The sequence below is a fragment of the Vibrio qingdaonensis genome (assembly GCF_026191675.1).
Lineage (GTDB): Bacteria > Pseudomonadota > Gammaproteobacteria > Enterobacterales > Vibrionaceae > Vibrio > Vibrio qingdaonensis.
This window is the reverse complement of the sequence record NZ_JAKRRY010000013.1, coordinates 1-17017: the sequence shown is the minus strand read 5'-3', so window position 1 is coordinate 17017 and position 17017 is coordinate 1. Positions and strand designations below refer to the sequence as shown.

General features: G+C 44.6%; 13 protein-coding genes and 6 tRNA genes. 9 read left to right on the top strand and 10 right to left on the bottom strand.

The genetic code is table 11. From position 1 onward, the window contains the following. Positions 1–30: 30 nt before the first annotated feature. A complete protein-coding gene (locus MD535_RS11265; protein ID WP_265675128.1) occupies positions 31–864 on the bottom strand; it encodes a LysR family transcriptional regulator in 834 nt (277 codons plus the stop codon). Further along, a complete protein-coding gene (locus MD535_RS11260; RefSeq protein WP_265675127.1) occupies positions 861–1739 on the bottom strand; it encodes a LysR family transcriptional regulator in 879 nt (292 codons plus the stop codon). Before MD535_RS11260 ends, MD535_RS11265 begins: the two co-directional genes overlap by 4 nt. 159 nt (positions 1740–1898) lie before the next feature. On the opposite strand from MD535_RS11260, the gene MD535_RS11255 reads away from it, so the two are divergent. Then, positions 1899–2750: a LysR family transcriptional regulator gene (locus MD535_RS11255; RefSeq protein WP_265675126.1), complete on the top strand. Its 852-nt coding sequence runs from the start codon at positions 1899–1901 to the stop codon at positions 2748–2750. Positions 2751–2871: 121 nt separating this feature from the next. Continuing rightward, positions 2872–3456: a porin family protein gene (locus tag MD535_RS11250; RefSeq protein WP_265675125.1), complete on the top strand. Its 585-nt coding sequence runs from the start codon at positions 2872–2874 to the stop codon at positions 3454–3456. Positions 3457–3697: 241 nt separating this feature from the next. On the opposite strand, the gene MD535_RS11245 is transcribed toward MD535_RS11250, so the two are convergent. The 5 genes from MD535_RS11245 to MD535_RS11225 all read right to left on the bottom strand — a co-directional run bounded on the left by MD535_RS11245 (position 3698) and on the right by MD535_RS11225 (position 4275). Next, positions 3698–3774 (bottom strand) — tRNA-Pro (locus MD535_RS11245). 51 nt (positions 3775–3825) lie between these two features. Further along, positions 3826–3901: transfer RNA gene (locus MD535_RS11240), tRNA-His, on the bottom strand. 44 nt (positions 3902–3945) lie between these two features. Next, a tRNA-Pro gene (locus MD535_RS11235) sits at positions 3946–4022 on the bottom strand. Between the two features lie 68 nt (positions 4023–4090). Continuing rightward, a tRNA-His gene (locus MD535_RS11230) sits at positions 4091–4166 on the bottom strand. A 32-nt stretch (positions 4167–4198) separates the two neighbouring features. Then, positions 4199–4275, bottom strand: a tRNA-Arg gene (locus MD535_RS11225). A 300-nt stretch (positions 4276–4575) separates the two neighbouring features. Here MD535_RS11225 and MD535_RS11220 point away from each other — a divergent pair. Continuing rightward, positions 4576–4989: a c-type cytochrome gene (locus MD535_RS11220; protein WP_265675124.1), complete on the top strand. Its 414-nt coding sequence runs from the start codon at positions 4576–4578 to the stop codon at positions 4987–4989. A 79-nt stretch (positions 4990–5068) separates the two neighbouring features. Here MD535_RS11220 and rep read toward each other — a convergent pair whose 3' ends face one another. Next, on the bottom strand, positions 5069–7087 hold the full coding sequence (gene rep / locus MD535_RS11215; protein WP_265675123.1) for a DNA helicase Rep: 2019 nt from the start codon (positions 7085–7087) through the stop codon (positions 5069–5071). Between the two features lie 178 nt (positions 7088–7265). On the opposite strand from rep, the gene MD535_RS11210 reads away from it, so the two are divergent. The 4 genes from MD535_RS11210 (at position 7266) to ubiK (ending at position 12479) form a co-directional block, all read left to right on the top strand. After that, a complete protein-coding gene (locus tag MD535_RS11210; protein ID WP_265675122.1) occupies positions 7266–7847 on the top strand; it encodes a TetR/AcrR family transcriptional regulator in 582 nt (193 codons plus the stop codon). An 18-nt stretch (positions 7848–7865) separates the two neighbouring features. Next, a complete protein-coding gene (locus MD535_RS11205; protein ID WP_265675121.1) occupies positions 7866–8972 on the top strand; it encodes an efflux RND transporter periplasmic adaptor subunit in 1107 nt (368 codons plus the stop codon). 11 nt (positions 8973–8983) lie between these two features. Continuing rightward, a complete protein-coding gene (locus MD535_RS11200) occupies positions 8984–12106 on the top strand; it encodes a multidrug efflux RND transporter permease subunit (protein ID WP_265675120.1) in 3123 nt (1040 codons plus the stop codon). Positions 12107–12227: 121 nt separating this feature from the next. Continuing rightward, entirely contained in the window at positions 12228–12479 is a 252-nt protein-coding gene (gene ubiK / locus MD535_RS11195; RefSeq protein ID WP_265675119.1) for a ubiquinone biosynthesis accessory factor UbiK, read from the top strand. A 102-nt stretch (positions 12480–12581) separates the two neighbouring features. Here the strand turns inward: ubiK and ilvC are convergent, their stop codons facing one another. After that, the gene (ilvC, locus tag MD535_RS11190) at positions 12582–14066 is read right to left on the bottom strand and encodes a ketol-acid reductoisomerase (RefSeq protein ID WP_265675118.1); all 1485 of its coding nucleotides are present in this window, start codon (positions 14064–14066) and stop codon (positions 12582–12584) included. 145 nt (positions 14067–14211) lie between these two features. On the opposite strand from ilvC, the gene ilvY reads away from it, so the two are divergent. Together ilvY and MD535_RS11180 are read left to right on the top strand one after the other, a co-directional pair. Continuing rightward, on the top strand, positions 14212–15102 hold the full coding sequence (gene ilvY / locus MD535_RS11185; protein ID WP_265675218.1) for an HTH-type transcriptional activator IlvY: 891 nt from the start codon (positions 14212–14214) through the stop codon (positions 15100–15102). 93 nt (positions 15103–15195) lie between these two features. After that, positions 15196–16728 (top strand): phospholipase D family protein, encoded by a 1533-nt coding sequence (locus MD535_RS11180; protein WP_265675116.1) that lies wholly within the window; start codon positions 15196–15198, stop codon positions 16726–16728. A 123-nt stretch (positions 16729–16851) separates the two neighbouring features. Here MD535_RS11180 and MD535_RS11175 read toward each other — a convergent pair. Then, positions 16852–16928: transfer RNA gene (locus MD535_RS11175), tRNA-Trp, on the bottom strand. Between the last annotated feature and the right edge of the window lie 89 nt (positions 16929–17017).

Genomic DNA, 17017 nt, shown 5'->3' with positions numbered 1-17017 from the left:
ATATGTGTCATCACTTTATGACACTGGGGACTAGGTATTAAGCGCAAAAGACTGACTGACTTGCTGCATTTTTTCCACCAGCTTCAATTCAGTATTAGCATCACTTTGCCAGATCAATTGGTAACTCAGCTTCGTAGACACTCGCTCAGTAAGTACGAGTTCATGGCCCGCTAGAGCTTCCTCAACCTCCCCTTTTGGCAACCAACCAATCCCATAAAACTCACACATCGCACTTAACATATCTTGAGGTCGATTAAACGAGATTGCATTTAACGAACTGTCGCTCTCTGAACACCATAACGGCCGCCCCTGACTTCCGTGCACAAACATCTGTCGATGAGCTCGCCCTGATTGCTCTGGCGCTTGTACCTCGACAAATTCACGCCAACCAACCGATTTATATTGAAGGTGAGAGGGTAAGTGCGTAAAAGGTTGAGTGATCGCTATATCGATTTTTTGTTGGATCAATAATTTCTGTATCGCATGTGTATCGACTCGAAATAAATCCAAACTACGCAATGGATTTTCTCGTAATAGCAGTAGCGAAATATCGACCACCTCATAAAAAGACAGACCATAGTCAAAACACACGCTCAATTTTTTGACACAACTTCGGCTAGAAAACGCGTCTGTTAGTTCCAAGATATTCACTAATTCCGTTGCCCGTTTTAAAAATCGCTCTCCAAAACGACTCAACTTTACCGGTCGACTTCCCTGAGCAAAGAGTTCACCGTCAAGACTAATCTCTAAGCGTCTAATGCTCGCAGTGATAGCAGGTTGAGATTTCCCTAAAGCACGTGCCGCGCTTCTCATGCTGCCATGATGGGCAACAGCAACAAACGTTCGGATCTGATCGATGGTCATTGCTGTGCCTCTTGTTGTTGGGATTTATGCATGGCCCAGCCATTGAGCTTTTCCAGCAATTCACTTTTCGCGAGGTGATCACTCCAGAACACCAAGACGCCCCATGCTGCCTTTAAATGAGGCTCATCCTTGACGCTCATTGTCTCTGTTAAATCTATATTGCCAAGAACTGACGATAAATGGCTGGGTACTTTAGCCAAAATAGCCGAAGCCAGATGGTAATCGCTGACTCGAATTTGCCATGGGCAAGGATAGTCAAAACGTTTATAAATAGGTACATCGACTCGATTGGGGTGTGAAAGAGACAACTGTGGCAGACTCAATAGCAGACCACTGTCCAAGCGAAGTGGGCCATCAAAAGAGTCAAGCTGTGGACTATTTGTCACCAAATAGCTTTCTATATGACCGATAGAAAAAAAATTGCTCGTTTCAGGCCAAGGCAAATCCGCTAACGTCACAACCCAGTCTACACGCTGCTGATTAAATGCCGTAATTAGCTCATCACTTGGTAACGAATAAAACTGACAACGAATATCAAGATCCATCACGCTCCAAAGCAGCTCCTTCATCCAGTGCCGTGGCAACTGGCTATCAATCCCTATAGATACTTGACTCGGTGAGACCTGGACGGCGGAGTTCTTTAATTCATAATAACTCGCCACGACCGCCTCAGCCCAAGGCAGTAAGGCTTGCCCTTTTTCTGACAACTGTCGCTTTGCCGTATTTTCAACGAATAGCCTGCCCCAACGAGCTTCAAGGCTTTGAATAGCCAACGTAACCGGACCGTGAGTTTTACCTAACTTTTCTGCTGCAGCTACCACAGAGCCTACCTGAGCGACGGCGACGAAACTTTCTAACTGTTCGATAGATGCCAAGTGATAACCTTTTTAAACCATAAACAATAGATATTAGTTTATCAAAGATAATTAACATACTCGCAGCTTTCAAGGAGTGGGCTTATTTTTGCTGAGATATCAGGTACGGAGCACTTTGATCATCTAGCACTGTAATAAACGAATTGAATAAGGGTCACCATGAACATTAATGCAATCAAAGCTTTTGTCATTACCACCGAACTTGGGTCTATCTCTGCGGCAGCCAAAGCCATGAACAAAGGTCGCGTCCAAGTCAGTCAATGGATAGCGAATCTCGAGCTCGACTGGGGAATTGAACTGTTTGACCGTGCGGGTCATAAGCCGGTTCTTACCGAGCAAGGGCAAGCACTCCTAGATAAAGCATCATCAATCCTAAGACTGTCTGAAAAGCTTGAATCGCAAGTCGAGAAAATTAACGGCTCCGGTACGGATCGAATTCGACTTGGGATCACGACTTTTATCGACCCAAAGATAGTTTCTCTGCTTATTCACCAATTGCGCGAGATAGAACCTGGTATAGAGCTTCAGATTGAGTGTGCAACCTGTGATGACCTAATGGCTTCAGAGCAATACGACTTCATCATCAGCCACTACCCCTATAGTGGAATCGGACAGTGGGAGTTTATGAATGTTACCCAACGTCAGTTTGTTTCTGTCTGCGCACCAGGGCATCCAATAGCCCAACTCGACGAAGTATCCACAGATCAGCTTAGTCAGCACCTCGCGATTGTGATTACCCAACAACAAAATGAATCCGTATGGAGCAACTATAAGTTTGACCACTTGTCCGTCAATAACCTCACCACTGTCAAACAGTTAGCCAAAGACGGTATCGGTTGGATTAGCGTTGATCAGGATTCAATTAAAAATGAACTCAATAACAATGAACTGGTCATCATCAATCATCGCGAGGCCATTCAGCGCAACAAATTTGGCCTAGGATATCGCGATTCAGACCACTCACTCGGCATCCGAGAAATCATCTACAACGTACTCTGCCAGCATGTTTAGTGCCAGCCCCGTCTCCGTATCGAACCTAGACAGTGTCTGATTTTTGAATAACTGCACCTTTAAATATCATACGCATCGACATACACGATAAGGTCCACAGACCACATTTAATGAGGAAAACATGAAAAAAGTAACGTTAAAAACCGCCACCGCCCTAGCTTTAGTCACCGCTATCTCTGCACCAGTCTTAGCATCAAGTGACTCTGGTTTCTATGTGGGTACGTATTTGGGTGCCATGTCAGCATCAAACACAGATACATCCACCATTAATCCACCTACCAACCCAGGCACAAGCACTGATTATAAAGTTAAAGGCAATTTTCGCTCACTAGGCCTTAAGGCCGGTTATGACTTTAACTCAATGTTTGGCGCCGAACTTCGCCATAGTCGCGACAGCGGTAAAATAGAGACAAATGGGCAAGGTTTAGCGGTTGATCATCAAACAGGTATTTACGGAAAAATGAAATTCAATGTCTCTGACAGCATTGAGCTCTATGGCCTTGCCGGCGTTAATAACATTCGCTTAAAACAAGCTGGCCTTGCCGAAAACAGCAATAAAAAAACCATTAACTCATTTTCTTACGGTGTGGGGGCTCAGTACAACTTCACTAATTCTCTTGGTGCCAATGTTGAATTAATGAAACTATCAAACCACAAGCATTTTGATGCCCAGTCCATCAATTTAGGTCTAAGCTACAAGTTCTAGCTTCCATTTAACTTACCAAGTTTGCACGGATGCAACTTGTTTCGTTTATAGCGGTATTTCCCACTGCCCAACAGCTACCAATCACGTTTCTTCACTCCGTAAAGTACCCCTACATTTAGCAAGAACACCGCAGATAGCTTCACACGTGTTCCAACCCCGATCAGAATGCAGCTTGTTTCTCGCTTCGTCATCAAATTTCAGACGAAAAAAAACCTCGTCTTTCGACGAGGTTTCTTAATGGTGGTCGGTGAAGAGGGATTCGAACCCCCGACCCTCTGGTCCCAAACCAGATGCGCTACCAAGCTGCGCTATTCACCGACAATGTTTTCTACGATAATATCGTAAGAGGAAGCGATGCTACCTAATTAATGGGGTGGCTAACGAGATTCGAACTCGCGACCACCGGAATCACAATCCAGGGCTCTACCAACTGAGCTATAGCCACCACTAATTTTGCTTGGTTAAAGCACTAAGCTTTAACTGAAATAGTGGTCGGTGAAGAGGGATTCGAACCCCCGACCCTCTGGTCCCAAACCAGATGCGCTACCAAGCTGCGCTATTCACCGACAATGTTCTTTCGAACGTTTCGTCCCGATTGTAACAATCGAAACTGGAAACCGAGGTTACCAAATAATGGGGTGGCTAACGAGATTCGAACTCGCGACCACCGGAATCACAATCCAGGGCTCTACCAACTGAGCTATAGCCACCATTATATCTTTCGCCAATTTGTTAATCCGGATGGCGCGCCTGAAAGGATTCGAACCTTCGACCTTTGGCTCCGGAGGCCAACGCTCTATCCAGCTGAGCTACAGGCGCATGCCCTATCGGCGGAGTGGAATAATACGGATATCACACTATGGCGTAAAGCACTTTTTTACTTTTTTTTATTGTTTGCCGTCTTTTTCAGCAGTTATTGGCTTAAAAGAACCAGTATGCGATGTGATTCACCCCGTGAAGCTGAAAACTTGTTGTTTATTGCAACAAGTTAACAGGATATAATCACCCAATATTTACATTGATTTAACAGCCGTTAAGTCTCAATGCAGAATAAACCTAGAATCATAATAAACCCAAGCAAGCTACGACTTGCCACCTTTGGATAGTAAAGTGAGTTTAATGGATATGTCTCGTCAAATCTTAACGGTGTTGTGCGCCGCTCTAACTTTTTCTACCGCTAGCTTTGCAGCGGATGTCAACCAAGCTGAATACGATGCCATTGCTGAACGTATTAAGCCAGTTGGAAATGTATACCTAGCAGGCAGTGAACCTGTAGTAGCAGAACCAACAGGACCTAGGGACGGTGCCGCTGTTTATGGCATGTTCTGTACCGCTTGCCACTCTACAGGCATTAGCGGCGCCCCTAAAACGGGTGACGCTGCAGATTGGGCTCCACGAATCGCCCAAGGTAAGGATGTACTAAAAGACCACGCAATTAATGGTTTCAACGCCATGCCAGCGAAAGGGTCATGTATGGACTGCTCAGATGACGAGATTGTCGATGCAATCGAACATATGATTGCTGGTTTATAGGCAAAATAAAAAAGGCAGCTCCACGGAGCTGCCTTTTGCTTCTTGATGCTCCCCTTTTTTGTCAATAAGGGAAGCCATGCTATTTTTTGTTAAACATGGCCCGAATGTTGGCGATGTGTGTTTGACCTTTTTCCATTCTTTCTTCTTGTGATACAGGCTTTTTGGTTTGCTCCCAGTCCACATCGTCAAAAGGCAGCTCGTCAAGAAAACGGCTGTGTTCTGGTTTAATGAGCTCTCCATACTGCCGTCTTTCTTTACACAACGAAAACGTCAGTTCTTTTTGCGCTCGAGTAATACCGACATACATCAAACGACGCTCTTCTTCGACATTCTCTTCATCAATACTGGTTTGGTGAGGCAAAATACCTTCTTCTGTACCCAGTAAGTAGACGTAAGGAAATTCGAGTCCTTTCGATGAATGCAATGTCATTAACTGAACCGCATCGCTGTCATCGTCATCTTCACCACGCTCCATCATGTCTCGCAGAGTTAAGCGCTGCACCACTTCTTTCAGCGATTTCTCTTCTTTGTCATAGTTGTCCCCTTCTAGGTCAGCGACAATCCACGAGTAAAGGTCAGACACGTTCTTCATGCGCATTTCTGCAGCCTTTGCACTTGAGGAGGTTTCATACAGCCAATCTTCGTATTTAATATCACGCACCAGTGATCGAACCGCTTCAACCGTATTCCCTCGCTCAGCATTATCACTAATCTTCACTATCCATTGAGTAAAGCGGCGCAGATTTTCTAGCCCTCGCCCTGACAAGTGATGTTCCAACCCCAGTTCAAAGCTTGCCTCAAACAAGCTTTTGCCACGCATATTGGCGTAACTGCCTAGCTTCTGTAGGGTAACAGGACCAATTTCACGTCGCGGCGTATTCACAATACGCAAGAAAGCATTATCATCAGCTGGGTTCACTAAAATTCGCAGATAAGCCATGATGTCCTTTATTTCTGCGCGTGCAAAAAACGACGTGCCGCCTGAAATTTTGTATGGCACCCGGTTTTGCATCAATACCTTTTCAATCAGTCTCGATTGATGGTTTCCTCGGTACAAAATGGCATAATCTTTATAATTGGTTCGATTGACAAAACGATGACCAATCAACTCACCCGTGATGCGCTCTGCTTCATGATCTTCATTTTTAGCTTTTAATACTTTTAGCTTTTCACCATCAGGAATTTCGGAAAATAGCGATTTATCAAAAATATGCGGGTTATTCGCAATTAAGATATTCGCCGCACGCAAGATTCGACTCGTTGAACGATAATTTTGCTCGAGCTTGACTACCTTTAAGCTCGGAAAGTCTTTACTCAATAAGATAAGGTTTTGTGGTTTCGCCCCTCGCCAAGAGTATATCGATTGGTCGTCATCACCCACGACAGTAAACCGAGAACGCTCACCTACCAGTAATTTCACCAATTCATATTGGCTAGTATTGGTATCTTGGTATTCATCCACTAAAAGATACTGGATTTTTCTCTGCCAACGCTGACGCACTTCTTCATTATTTTTTAACAGTAGAACGGGCATCGCAATCAGATCATCAAAATCCAATGCGTTATATGCTTTCATTTGTTCTAGATACATTTCGTAGCAAAAAGCAAAGAGTTGCTCTTGCTCTGAGCGAGCGGCTCCTTTGACATGTTCTGCCGATAACATGTCATTCTTCCAGTTTGAAATAGCACTCATCAGGGAACGTAACAGATCTTTATCACCGTCAAGCTGCTGCTCTGTGAGCTCTTTCAATAGTGCGAGCTGATCCTGATCGTCGAATAACGAAAAACCGGCCTTGAGACCCAGCGCTTTGTACTCTCGACGAATAATGTTGAGACCCATGGTGTGAAAGGTCGACACGAGTAACCCTTTGGACTCATTTTTCCCCAACGTCTGGCCAACTCGCTCTTTCATTTCTCGAGCCGCTTTATTGGTAAAGGTCACTGCCGCGATATTTCTCGCCTTGTAACCACAGTTTTGTACCAAATGAGCTATCTTATTAGTAATCACACGAGTTTTACCCGAACCTGCGCCAGCAAGAACGAGACAAGGTCCAGAGACGTATTTTACAGCCATATCTTGCTGTGGATTCAGCTTCATTATTGCACTCACTACTACGGATTTGTAACGGGCACATAATAGACCGCTGTAAGATAAGATGCCACGCTATGTCTGTCTTTCTTTGATTTTATAGAACATAGCTTAAAAATAAGTTGCATAAATATAGGGCAATTGCTTTATAATGAATGAACGTTCATTCACTAATTGCGGATGATTGATGAGCATAATGAACCAAAAAGACAAACGGCTACAAATACTAGAAGCGGCGCAACGAATGGTCGCAGAGGTTGGCATCCAAGGCATATCCATGCAAAAACTTGCCAACGAGGCTGGCGTCGCTGCGGGAACGATTTATCGCTACTTTAATGACAAAGATCATCTGCTTGATGAACTTCGTCTTCATGTCGTTTCTTGCATGGCTGAAGCCGTACAAGTTGGCGTTGAAGCCGATAAACCACTCAAGGTGCAATATCGAACCATGTGGTTAAACATATGGCGGATTGCGGCCTCAAATAACGATTCACTGCAGACTCGTGCCCAATACGATTCTATTCCTTCAAAGAATAATCAGGCAACTCGGGAACAAGAACGAAAATTGTTTGCCCAAGTAGACAACCTATTCACCGATGGAAAGAAACAAGGGGTTTTCAAAGACCTCGATAATGAAATCCTTTCGGGATTAAGCTTAGAAGCCAGCGTTTCGCTTGCAAGAAAGCATGCTCTCGGATTATATCAACTGGATGACAACGCACTAGAGTCCGCGATTGAAGCCAGTTGGGATGCAATAATAAAACACTAATTTGGAGTTTTCGTCAGAATGAAAAAGTGGACATTTTTCATGCTTCTTATCGCCGTACTACTGTTCGGTAGCGTGATAGGATTTAACATGTTTAAGCAACAAAAAATTGCCGAGTACTTGGCTAACCGACCGGAGCCTGAGTTCCCTGTCACAGCAACCACCGTCAAGCCTGTTGATTGGGTTCCTGTTATTGAAGTCATCGGCTTTGTTGAACCAAACCAAGGTGTCACGCTAACGACAGAAACAAGCGGTGTGATCGACAGTATTTCATTCACATCGGGCTCTCAAGTTGAAGTTGGCCAAGAGCTATTGAAACTCGATTCTGATGTTGAGAAAGCCAACCTGAAAAGCTCTGAGGCTCGCTTACCGGCAGCTCAAGCTAAATATAAACGCTATCAAGGCCTTTATAAGAAAGGGTCTATTTCTCGAGAAGCGTATGATGAAGCGGAAGCGAACTACTATTCACTTTCGGCTGACATTGAAAGCTTAAAGGCATCCATTGACCGCCGTGAAATCAAAGCACCATTTGCTGGTGTTGTCGGTATCCGTAATGTATTCCTCGGTCAATACCTGCAACCAAGTGACAAAATTGTTCGCTTGGAAGATATCAGTGTTATGAAACTACGCTTTACCGTGCCACAAACTGACTTTTCAAGAATCTCAATTGGACAAGATGTCGATATCTTTGTGGATGCATACCCTGATCAAGCCTTTAAAGGCTCTATTAGCGCGATTGAACCTGCGGTTAGTATTCAAAGCGGTTTGATTCAAGTGCAAGCTGACATTCCGAACAATGACGGTCGTCTACGTAGCGGCATGTTTGCTCGTGCCAACATCATTTTGCCAAAACTAGAAAACCAAGTCACTCTGCCTCAAACCGCGATTACTTTTACGCTCTATGGTGACAATGTCTACATTGTTGAAGACGTCGACGGTGAAAAGCGCGTTAAGCAGCAAGTGATTGAAGTGGGTGAACGCACTGGTGATATCGCTCATATCCTTGAAGGGGTGAAAGCCAATGACGTTGTGGTCACCTCTGGCCAAGTTCGCTTGAACAATGATGCTAAAGTTCGCATTGTTGAAAGTGACGCAACCGTTCCCCCTGCTAAAACACCGATGCTGTAATTGGAGGCAAAATGCGTTTTACTGATATTTTCATAAAACGTCCTGTTCTTGCGGTATCTATCAGCTTTTTGATTGCCCTGCTTGGCTTACAAGCAGTATTCAAAATGCAGGTACGTGAATACCCAGAAATGACGAATACCGTAGTCACTGTGACAACCAGTTACTACGGTGCAAGTGCCGACTTAATTCAGGGCTTTATTACGCAGCCTCTGGAGCAAGCCGTCGCGCAAGCCGATAATATTGACTACATGACATCACAGTCTGTATTGGGTAAATCCACCATTACAGTCACGATGAAACTCAATACTAATCCCAATGCAGCGCTGTCTGATATCTTGGCGAAAACCAACTCGGTTCGTTCCCAGCTCCCGCGTGAGTCTGAAGATCCAACCGTCACCATGTCTACCGGCTCTACAACCGCGGTACTCTATATTGGTTTTACCAGTGATGAGCTTGCATCAAGCCAAATTACCGATTACCTAGAGCGAGTGATCAACCCTCAGCTCTTTACGGTAAATGGTGTGTCTAAAGTCGACATGTACGGTGGTATGAAATACGCGTTACGCGTTTGGCTGGATCCGCTAAAAATGGCGGCGCTCAAGCTAACCGCAACGGACATCATGAACGTCCTTAACGCGAACAACTACCAATCGGCTGCGGGCCAAGCAACTGGCGAGTTTGTACTTTATAACGGCAGTGCCGACACCCAAGTATCGAATACTGAAGAGTTAAGTAACTTGGTCGTCATGGCTGACGATGGTGAAGTGACTCGTTTAGGCGATATCGCTAAGGTGACGCTAGAAAAGAGTCATGATGTTTATCGTGCGAGTGCTAACGGACAAGAAGCGGTGGTTACCGCTATCAATGCCGCGCCAAGTGCTAACCCAATTAACATCGCTGCAGATGTGCTGAAGCTTCTTCCTGAACTCGAGAAGAACTTACCAAGCAATATCAAAATGAACGTCATGTACGATTCAACCGTGGCCATTAACGAATCCATTCAAGAGGTAATAAAGACTATCCTTGAAGCGGCGTTAATTGTTTTGGTCGTTATTACATTGTTCCTAGGTTCATTCCGCGCGGTATTGATTCCAATCGTGACGATTCCACTATCGTTGATTGGTGTGGCTATGATCATGCAAGCTATTGGGTTCTCATGGAACTTGATGACGCTACTTGCGATGGTGCTTGCAATCGGCCTGGTGGTTGATGATGCGATCGTTGTACTAGAGAACGTCGATCGACACATTAAGCTTGGTGAATCACCTTTCCGTGCCGCGATCATTGGTACACGTGAAATTGCGGTACCCGTCATCGCAATGACATTAACACTAGGTGCCGTATATGCCCCGATCGCACTGATGGGTGGTATTACTGGTTCCTTGTTTAAAGAATTTGCTTTGACTCTTGCTGGGGCAGTATTCATTTCAGGGATTATCGCGTTAACCCTATCGCCAATGATGTGTTCTAAGCTACTAAAAGCCAACGAAACCCCAAGTAAGTTTGAGCAAAAGGTGCATCATGTTTTAGACAAGATGACTGCACGCTACGAAAAAATGCTGTCGGCGGTAATGCTACATAGACCTGTCATCATTGGTTTTGCGATCATTGTATTTGCTAGCCTCCCGTTATTGTTCAAGTTCATTCCTAGTGAACTGGCACCATCGGAAGATAAAGGCGTAGTCATGTTGATGGGTACTGGCCCGTCTAACGCTAACCTAGACTACTTGCAAAACACCATGAACGACGTCAATAAGATCTTAACGGAACAGCCTGAAGTTCAGTTTGCCCAAGTATTTACCGGTGTGCCTAATTCAAACCAAGCATTTGGTATCGCTTCCATGGTTCCTTGGAGCCAACGTGAAGCGAGTCAGGCAGAAGTAGCGAACCGTGTAGGTCAACTGGTCAGCAATGTTCCTGGAATGGCGGTGACTGCCTTCCAGATGCCTGAACTGCCTGGTGCAGGCTCTGGTCTGCCGATTCAGTTTGTCATTACTACGCCAAACAGCTTTGAGAGCCTATTTACCATCGCTTCTGATGTTTGGACTGATGTTCAACAGAACGCTCAGTTCGTATATTCAACGCTAGATCTTAACTATGACTCTGCCACGATGAAAATCAATATCGATAAAGATATGGCAGGTGCCTATGGCGTAACGATGCAAGATATTGGTGTAACGCTGAGTACAATGATGGCTGATGGATACGTTAACCGTATCGATTTAAATGGTCGTTCGTATGAAGTTATTCCACAAGTAGAGCGTAAATATCGTCTAAATCCTGAATCGATGAACATGTACTTTGTTCGTTCTGCTGACGGGCAAGCTATTCCTCTAGGAAGTCTTATTTCCATTGATGTCGTTGCCGAGCCTCGTTCGCTTCCTCACTTCAACCAACTAAACTCCGCAACAGTGGGCGCTGTTCCGGCTCCAGGTGTAGCGATGGGGGATGCCATTACTTGGTTTGAGTCAGTAGCAGAGAACAAGCTGCCAAATGGTTACAGTCATGACTATATGGGTGAAGCACGACAATACGTAACTGAAGGTAGCGCACTGTATGCCACCTTTGGTCTTGCTCTTGCGATCATCTTCCTAGTGCTTGCCATCCAATTTGAGTCCATTAAAGACCCGTTCGTTATCATGGTTTCAGTACCATTAGCGATTTGTGGGGCCTTGATTGCGCTTGCTTGGGGTGCTGCAACAATGAATATCTACTCCCAAGTAGGTCTCATTACTCTTGTCGGCTTAATCACTAAGCACGGTATCTTGATTTGTGAAGTAGCAAAAGAAGAGCAACTGCATAACAAACTCAACCGTATGGATGCAGTAAAAGAAGCAGCAAAAGTGCGTCTACGTCCAATACTGATGACGACTGCAGCGATGATTGCTGGCCTTATTCCACTCATGTATGCAACAGGTGCAGGGGCAGCACAACGCTTCAGTATCGGTATTGTTATCGTATCTGGATTGGCTATCGGTACGCTGTTTACTCTGTTTGTTCTTCCAGTAATTTATACGTACCTTGCAGAGAAACACAAACCTCTACCGACATTTGTTGAGGACAAAGATCTAGAAAAGTTAGCTCGTGTTGATGAAGCGAAAGCCGCTCATCGAGAACTTGCTGACAACAAATAGTCTTCTCTACAAATGACCAAACTCTAAAAGGCCACATTGTGGCCTTTTTTATTGCCTAAATTGGCGACAATCTTAACTTAATTACATAAAATGTTGAGTAACTGCAAAGGAGCTAATTGAAATGTTTGACCCAAAGAAACTAGAACAAATTGCCAGACAGATCCACGACTCTATGCCTCAGCCTGTCAAAGAGCTCGGCACCGATGTTGATCAAAAAGTTCGTCAGGTTATTCAAGGCCAACTCAACAAGCTTGATGTTGTAAGCCGTGAAGAATTTGATGTACAAACCCAAGTATTGCTACGCACTCGCCAAAAACTTACCGAAATGGAACAGAAGCTTGCAGAGTTAGAGCAAAAGCTATCTGAAAAATAACATCACTGTCCGAGCTATCGATGCCATCTCTGTGGTTTCAGATAAATAAAAAAGGCTTACCTCTCGGTAAGCCTTTTTTATTACTTAATACTAGGTAGTCACTTAACCACCAACAGCAATACGCTTCATGTCAGTCATGTAACCACGTAGCTCTTCACCAATGTATTCTACTGGGTGATTACGTACAGCGTCATTTACTTCAATCAGCTTGCCGTTGTCCACTTGGTTAGATGCTTCACCTAGACCACGACCAATTACATCCGTTTCTACGCTAGGCATGAACTTCTCGCGAAGTAATGGTGTTGCAACGTTGGCAAATAGGTAGTTGCCATATTCTGCTGTATCAGAGATAACAACGTTCATCTCATACAGACGCTTACGAGCAACAGTATTAGCAATAAGTGGTAACTCATGTAGCGATTCGTAGTATGCAGACTCATCAATAATGCCCGACGCTGTCATCGCTTCAAATGCAAGCTCAACACCAGCACGAACCATCGCTACCATCAAAATACCGTTATCGAAGTACTCTTGCTCTGAAATTTCAATATCGCTTGATGGGTAGTTTTCAAATGCTGTTTCACCTGTTTCTTCACGCCAGCCAAATAGATTCGCATCATCATTTGCCCAGTCTGCCATCATCGTGCTAGAGAAGTGACCAGAAATAATGTCGTCCATATGCTTGTTATACAATGGGCGCATTAGGTCTTTAAGTTCTTCTGATAAATCAAAAGCTTTTACTTTTGCAGGATTCGACAGACGATCCATCATGTGAGTGATGCCGCCAAACTTAAGGGCTTCTGTAATAGTTTCCCAACCATACTGTAGCAACTTACCCGCGTAGCCTTCTTCGATGCCATCTGCGATCATTTTTTCATAACAAACAATCGAACCGGCTTGAAGCATGCCACATAGGATAGTTTGCTCACCCATAAGGTCAGATTTAACTTCAGCAACAAAAGAAGACTCAAGAACACCTGCACGATGTCCGCCTGTTGCCGCAGCCCAGGCTTTAGCAATCTCTAGACCATCACCTTGAGGGTCATTCTCAGGGTGAACAGCAATAAGTGTTGGAACACCAAAGCCACGCTTATACTCTTCACGAACTTCGGTACCAGGGCATTTAGGTGCAACCATTACTACCGTCAAATCTTCACGGATCTGCATGCCTTCTTCAACAATATTAAAACCGTGAGAGTAACCTAGAGAAGCACCTTGCTTCATAAGCGGCATCACCGTTTCAACGACGTTAGAGTGCTGTTTGTCTGGTGTTAGGTTCACCACGAGGTCTGCTTGGGGAATAAGATCTTCATAGCTACCAACAACAAACCCATTATCTTTCGCATTCTTAAACGACTGACGCTGTTCATCAATCGCGGCTTGACGAAGAGCGTAAGAAACATCAAGCCCAGAGTCACGCATGTTAAGACCTTGGTTAAGACCTTGCGCACCACAACCGACAATAACTACTTTTTTACCTTTCAGGTAATCCGCTTCAGAAGCAAATTCAGAACGATCCATGAAACGACAACGACCTAGTTGATCCAATTGTTGACGCAAGTTTAGAGTATTAAAATAGTTAGCCATAGTTGGGCTCTCCTGTTGAATTCTATCCATAGTGCCGATGCTTATCATCGAATAACTTCATACTAAAACAGACTTTAAGTTGCTTAAAGTGAAATATTCACAAGTTGTGATTGCAATTAATGCAACTACATTTATCCTAAGTAATATGAATATAAAAAGTCTCCAAGCTTTTATTCACCTCTGTGAAAGTAAAAGCTTTAGCAAAACCGCAACAGCAATGCACATCAGTGCATCGGCTTTAAGTCGACAAATTCAAAAGCTAGAACAAGACACACATCAAAGCCTATTCTTGCGTGACAACCGCTCGGTAGAACTGACACCAGCTGGCAAGAAATTATTGCCTATCGCCGTCAACATCGTGAGCGAATGGCAACAGTTTCAATCAGACAGCCAACATGGTGAACAAGAACTTCGCGGCAAGTTACGACTGTTTTGTTCAGTCACCGCAAGTTACAGCCATCTGCCCGAACTATTGGCAGAGTTCAGGCTGCTCTATCCCTACATCGAGTTTGAGCTCTCAACAGGCGATCCCGCGCAAGCAATAGACAAGGTCATGAATGATGAGACCGACATTGCTATCTCTGCTTTGCCCGAACTGCTTCCGGCACGACTAGAGTTTGAGACCATCAGTGAGATCCCACTATCCGCCATAGCACCAGCAGGAGTCAGCAGCTTTGGTTCTGAGCTTGCTGATGGCATGCCTGACTGGAGTAAGATCCCGTTTATCGTCCCAGAAGCGGGTACCGCTCGCGAAAGAGCTAATCTCTGGTTTAAAAAGATGCGCATTAAGCCCAACATCTATGCGCAAGTATCGGGTCACGAAGCCATTGTAAGCATGGTGGCACTGGGGTGTGGCGTGGGCATTGCACCAGAGGTCGTTATCGTCAACAGTCCGGTTAGAGACAAGATCCAGCGTCTGAAACTGGAGCCCATTAAGCCATTCAAGCTAGGAGTGGTGTGTAAACGTTCGAATCTCGATAACCCACTGCTTTCCGCATTCTGGAAAGTCGCAGAGAAGGTCTATATTCAACCTTAATAAGGCTCAGTGGGATAACACAGTTGGGATACTTTATTACCCAAGTTATCGATACTATATAGTTAGTTTTCTGCTCAATAGGCTCATTGTCTTATGCTCACATTCAAAAAAACAGTTCTCGCTTGTACATCCATAGTGCTAATAGGTTGTGCGTCTGCTCCAGATAGTGTGCCCTTATCTGAGAAGGACTATTGCGCAGAACTCTCCAACAAAGAGCACCTGCCGCTATCTCACTATACTCAACCTTTCGAGGCTGAAATAAAGAGCAGCACAGGTGTTTATGTCCTGGAGCAGGGGGCAGAAGCGATGATGTCTCGAGCTTGGTTGACCGAGCGGGCAGAGACTTCCATCGATGTGCAATACTTTATCTTCTCAATCGATAACGTCGGTTTAATTGCCACCGACTACCTTGTCAGAGCGGCTGAACGAGGTGTTAAAGTTCGAGTATTGGTGGATGACATCATGCTCGACGCTAAAGGGGATGAGCTACTCATGTTGGCTGCTCATGACAACTTTGAGATAAAAATATACAACCCTAACGTGAATATTGGCAAAAACATCGTGCAGAAGATGACGACAGTCTTAACTGATTTCCACGGTATCAATCAGCGAATGCACAACAAGGTCTTTTTAGTCGATGACCAAGTGGCCATTACTGGGGGCAGAAACATTGCTGACGAATACTTCGGCTTCGACCACGAGTATAACTTCCGCGATAGAGATGTGTTTCTCGCGGGCAAAGCGGTTGAAGAGATCGATACCTCCTTTGAGCAGTACTGGAGTAGCCCGCTCAGTGTCCCTGTCGAAGATCTATTCAAATCCAATCCCTATGACAGCAACCCAGACTTTTCACGGTTGCACTCCTATGCCTGTAATTCGAAACATTTTCATCCTGAGATAAGAGCTGAAATAGATAAGGTACCAGAGACCTTTAAGGCACTGTCTAAAGAGGGGAAATTCTTATTCGTTGATAAAGTTGAATACATCGCCGATAAGCCAGGTAAGAACGATCGTCAGACCTTCTTAGGTGGGGGTAGCATTACTCGCGACAAGCTAATTGATCTCGCTGAAAGCGCACAAGCATCAATTTTGATCCAAACTCCCTATCTGGTGACGACTAAAAAGGATCGTGAGTTTCTACGCAGTTTGGTTGAAAAGGGCATTTCAATAAAGATCTTAACCAATAGCCTAGCTTCCAATGACAACCTCGCCGCGTTTAGTGGTTACCAGAGAAACCGGAAGCAGCTTTTGGCCACGGGTGTAGAGGTTTATGAGTTTAAACCTGATGCCGAGGTTAGGCAGCGGGTAATGACCGAGCATATGTACAAGAAACTGCCAACCACACCTATCTTTGGTCTCCACGCTAAAAGCATGACGATTGACGACACTGTTACCGTTGTTGGCACCTACAATCTTGACCCACGTAGCGCTCATTTGAACACAGAGAGCTTTGCTATTATCTACTCATCAGAAATCACCGAGCACGTGTCAAAAGCGATGAAGGTGGAAATGGAACCTGAAAATGCATGGCGGATAACGAAAGACTTTAACCCTGATAATGAAGTCAGCGTAACCAAAAGGGTTGGCGTAAAGCTGCATCGCATCGTTCCTAAGAACATTCTTTAGCTTTAGTATCGCTTGAAGGGTTAGAACGACATAGGGATAAAACAAAAAAGGCTCCAACCTAAGTCAGAGCCTTCACGCATTACAGATGCAAAAAAGCCTCGTCATTTGACGAGGCTTTAAATATGGCAGGGGTGGAGAGATTCGAACTCCCAACACGCGGATTTGGAATCCGCTGCTCTGCCAATTGGAGCTACACCCCTAAACTGTTTCTAATCTATGCCAATTGACTCAATAAATCAACATGATAGATTCAAAAAAGCCTCGTCATTTGACGAGGCTTTTTAATAAA

Coding starts and splice junctions, on each gene's coding strand:
- MD535_RS11200 (WP_265675120.1), top strand. CDS start 8,984: ATGCGTTTTACTGATATTTTCATAAAACGTCCTGTTCTTGCGGTATCT.
- ilvC (WP_265675118.1), bottom strand. CDS start 14,066: ATGGCTAACTATTTTAATACTCTAAACTTGCGTCAACAATTGGATCAA.
- MD535_RS11210 (WP_265675122.1), top strand. CDS start 7,266: ATGAGCATAATGAACCAAAAAGACAAACGGCTACAAATACTAGAAGCG.
- MD535_RS11180 (WP_265675116.1), top strand. CDS start 15,196: ATGCTCACATTCAAAAAAACAGTTCTCGCTTGTACATCCATAGTGCTA.
- MD535_RS11220 (WP_265675124.1), top strand. CDS start 4,576: ATGGATATGTCTCGTCAAATCTTAACGGTGTTGTGCGCCGCTCTAACT.
- rep (WP_265675123.1), bottom strand. CDS start 7,087: ATGAAGCTGAATCCACAGCAAGATATGGCTGTAAAATACGTCTCTGGA.
- MD535_RS11265 (WP_265675128.1), bottom strand. CDS start 864: ATGACCATCGATCAGATCCGAACGTTTGTTGCTGTTGCCCATCATGGC.
- MD535_RS11255 (WP_265675126.1), top strand. CDS start 1,899: ATGAACATTAATGCAATCAAAGCTTTTGTCATTACCACCGAACTTGGG.
- ubiK (WP_265675119.1), top strand. CDS start 12,228: ATGTTTGACCCAAAGAAACTAGAACAAATTGCCAGACAGATCCACGAC.
- MD535_RS11250 (WP_265675125.1), top strand. CDS start 2,872: ATGAAAAAAGTAACGTTAAAAACCGCCACCGCCCTAGCTTTAGTCACC.
- MD535_RS11205 (WP_265675121.1), top strand. CDS start 7,866: ATGAAAAAGTGGACATTTTTCATGCTTCTTATCGCCGTACTACTGTTC.
- ilvY (WP_265675218.1), top strand. CDS start 14,212: ATGAATATAAAAAGTCTCCAAGCTTTTATTCACCTCTGTGAAAGTAAA.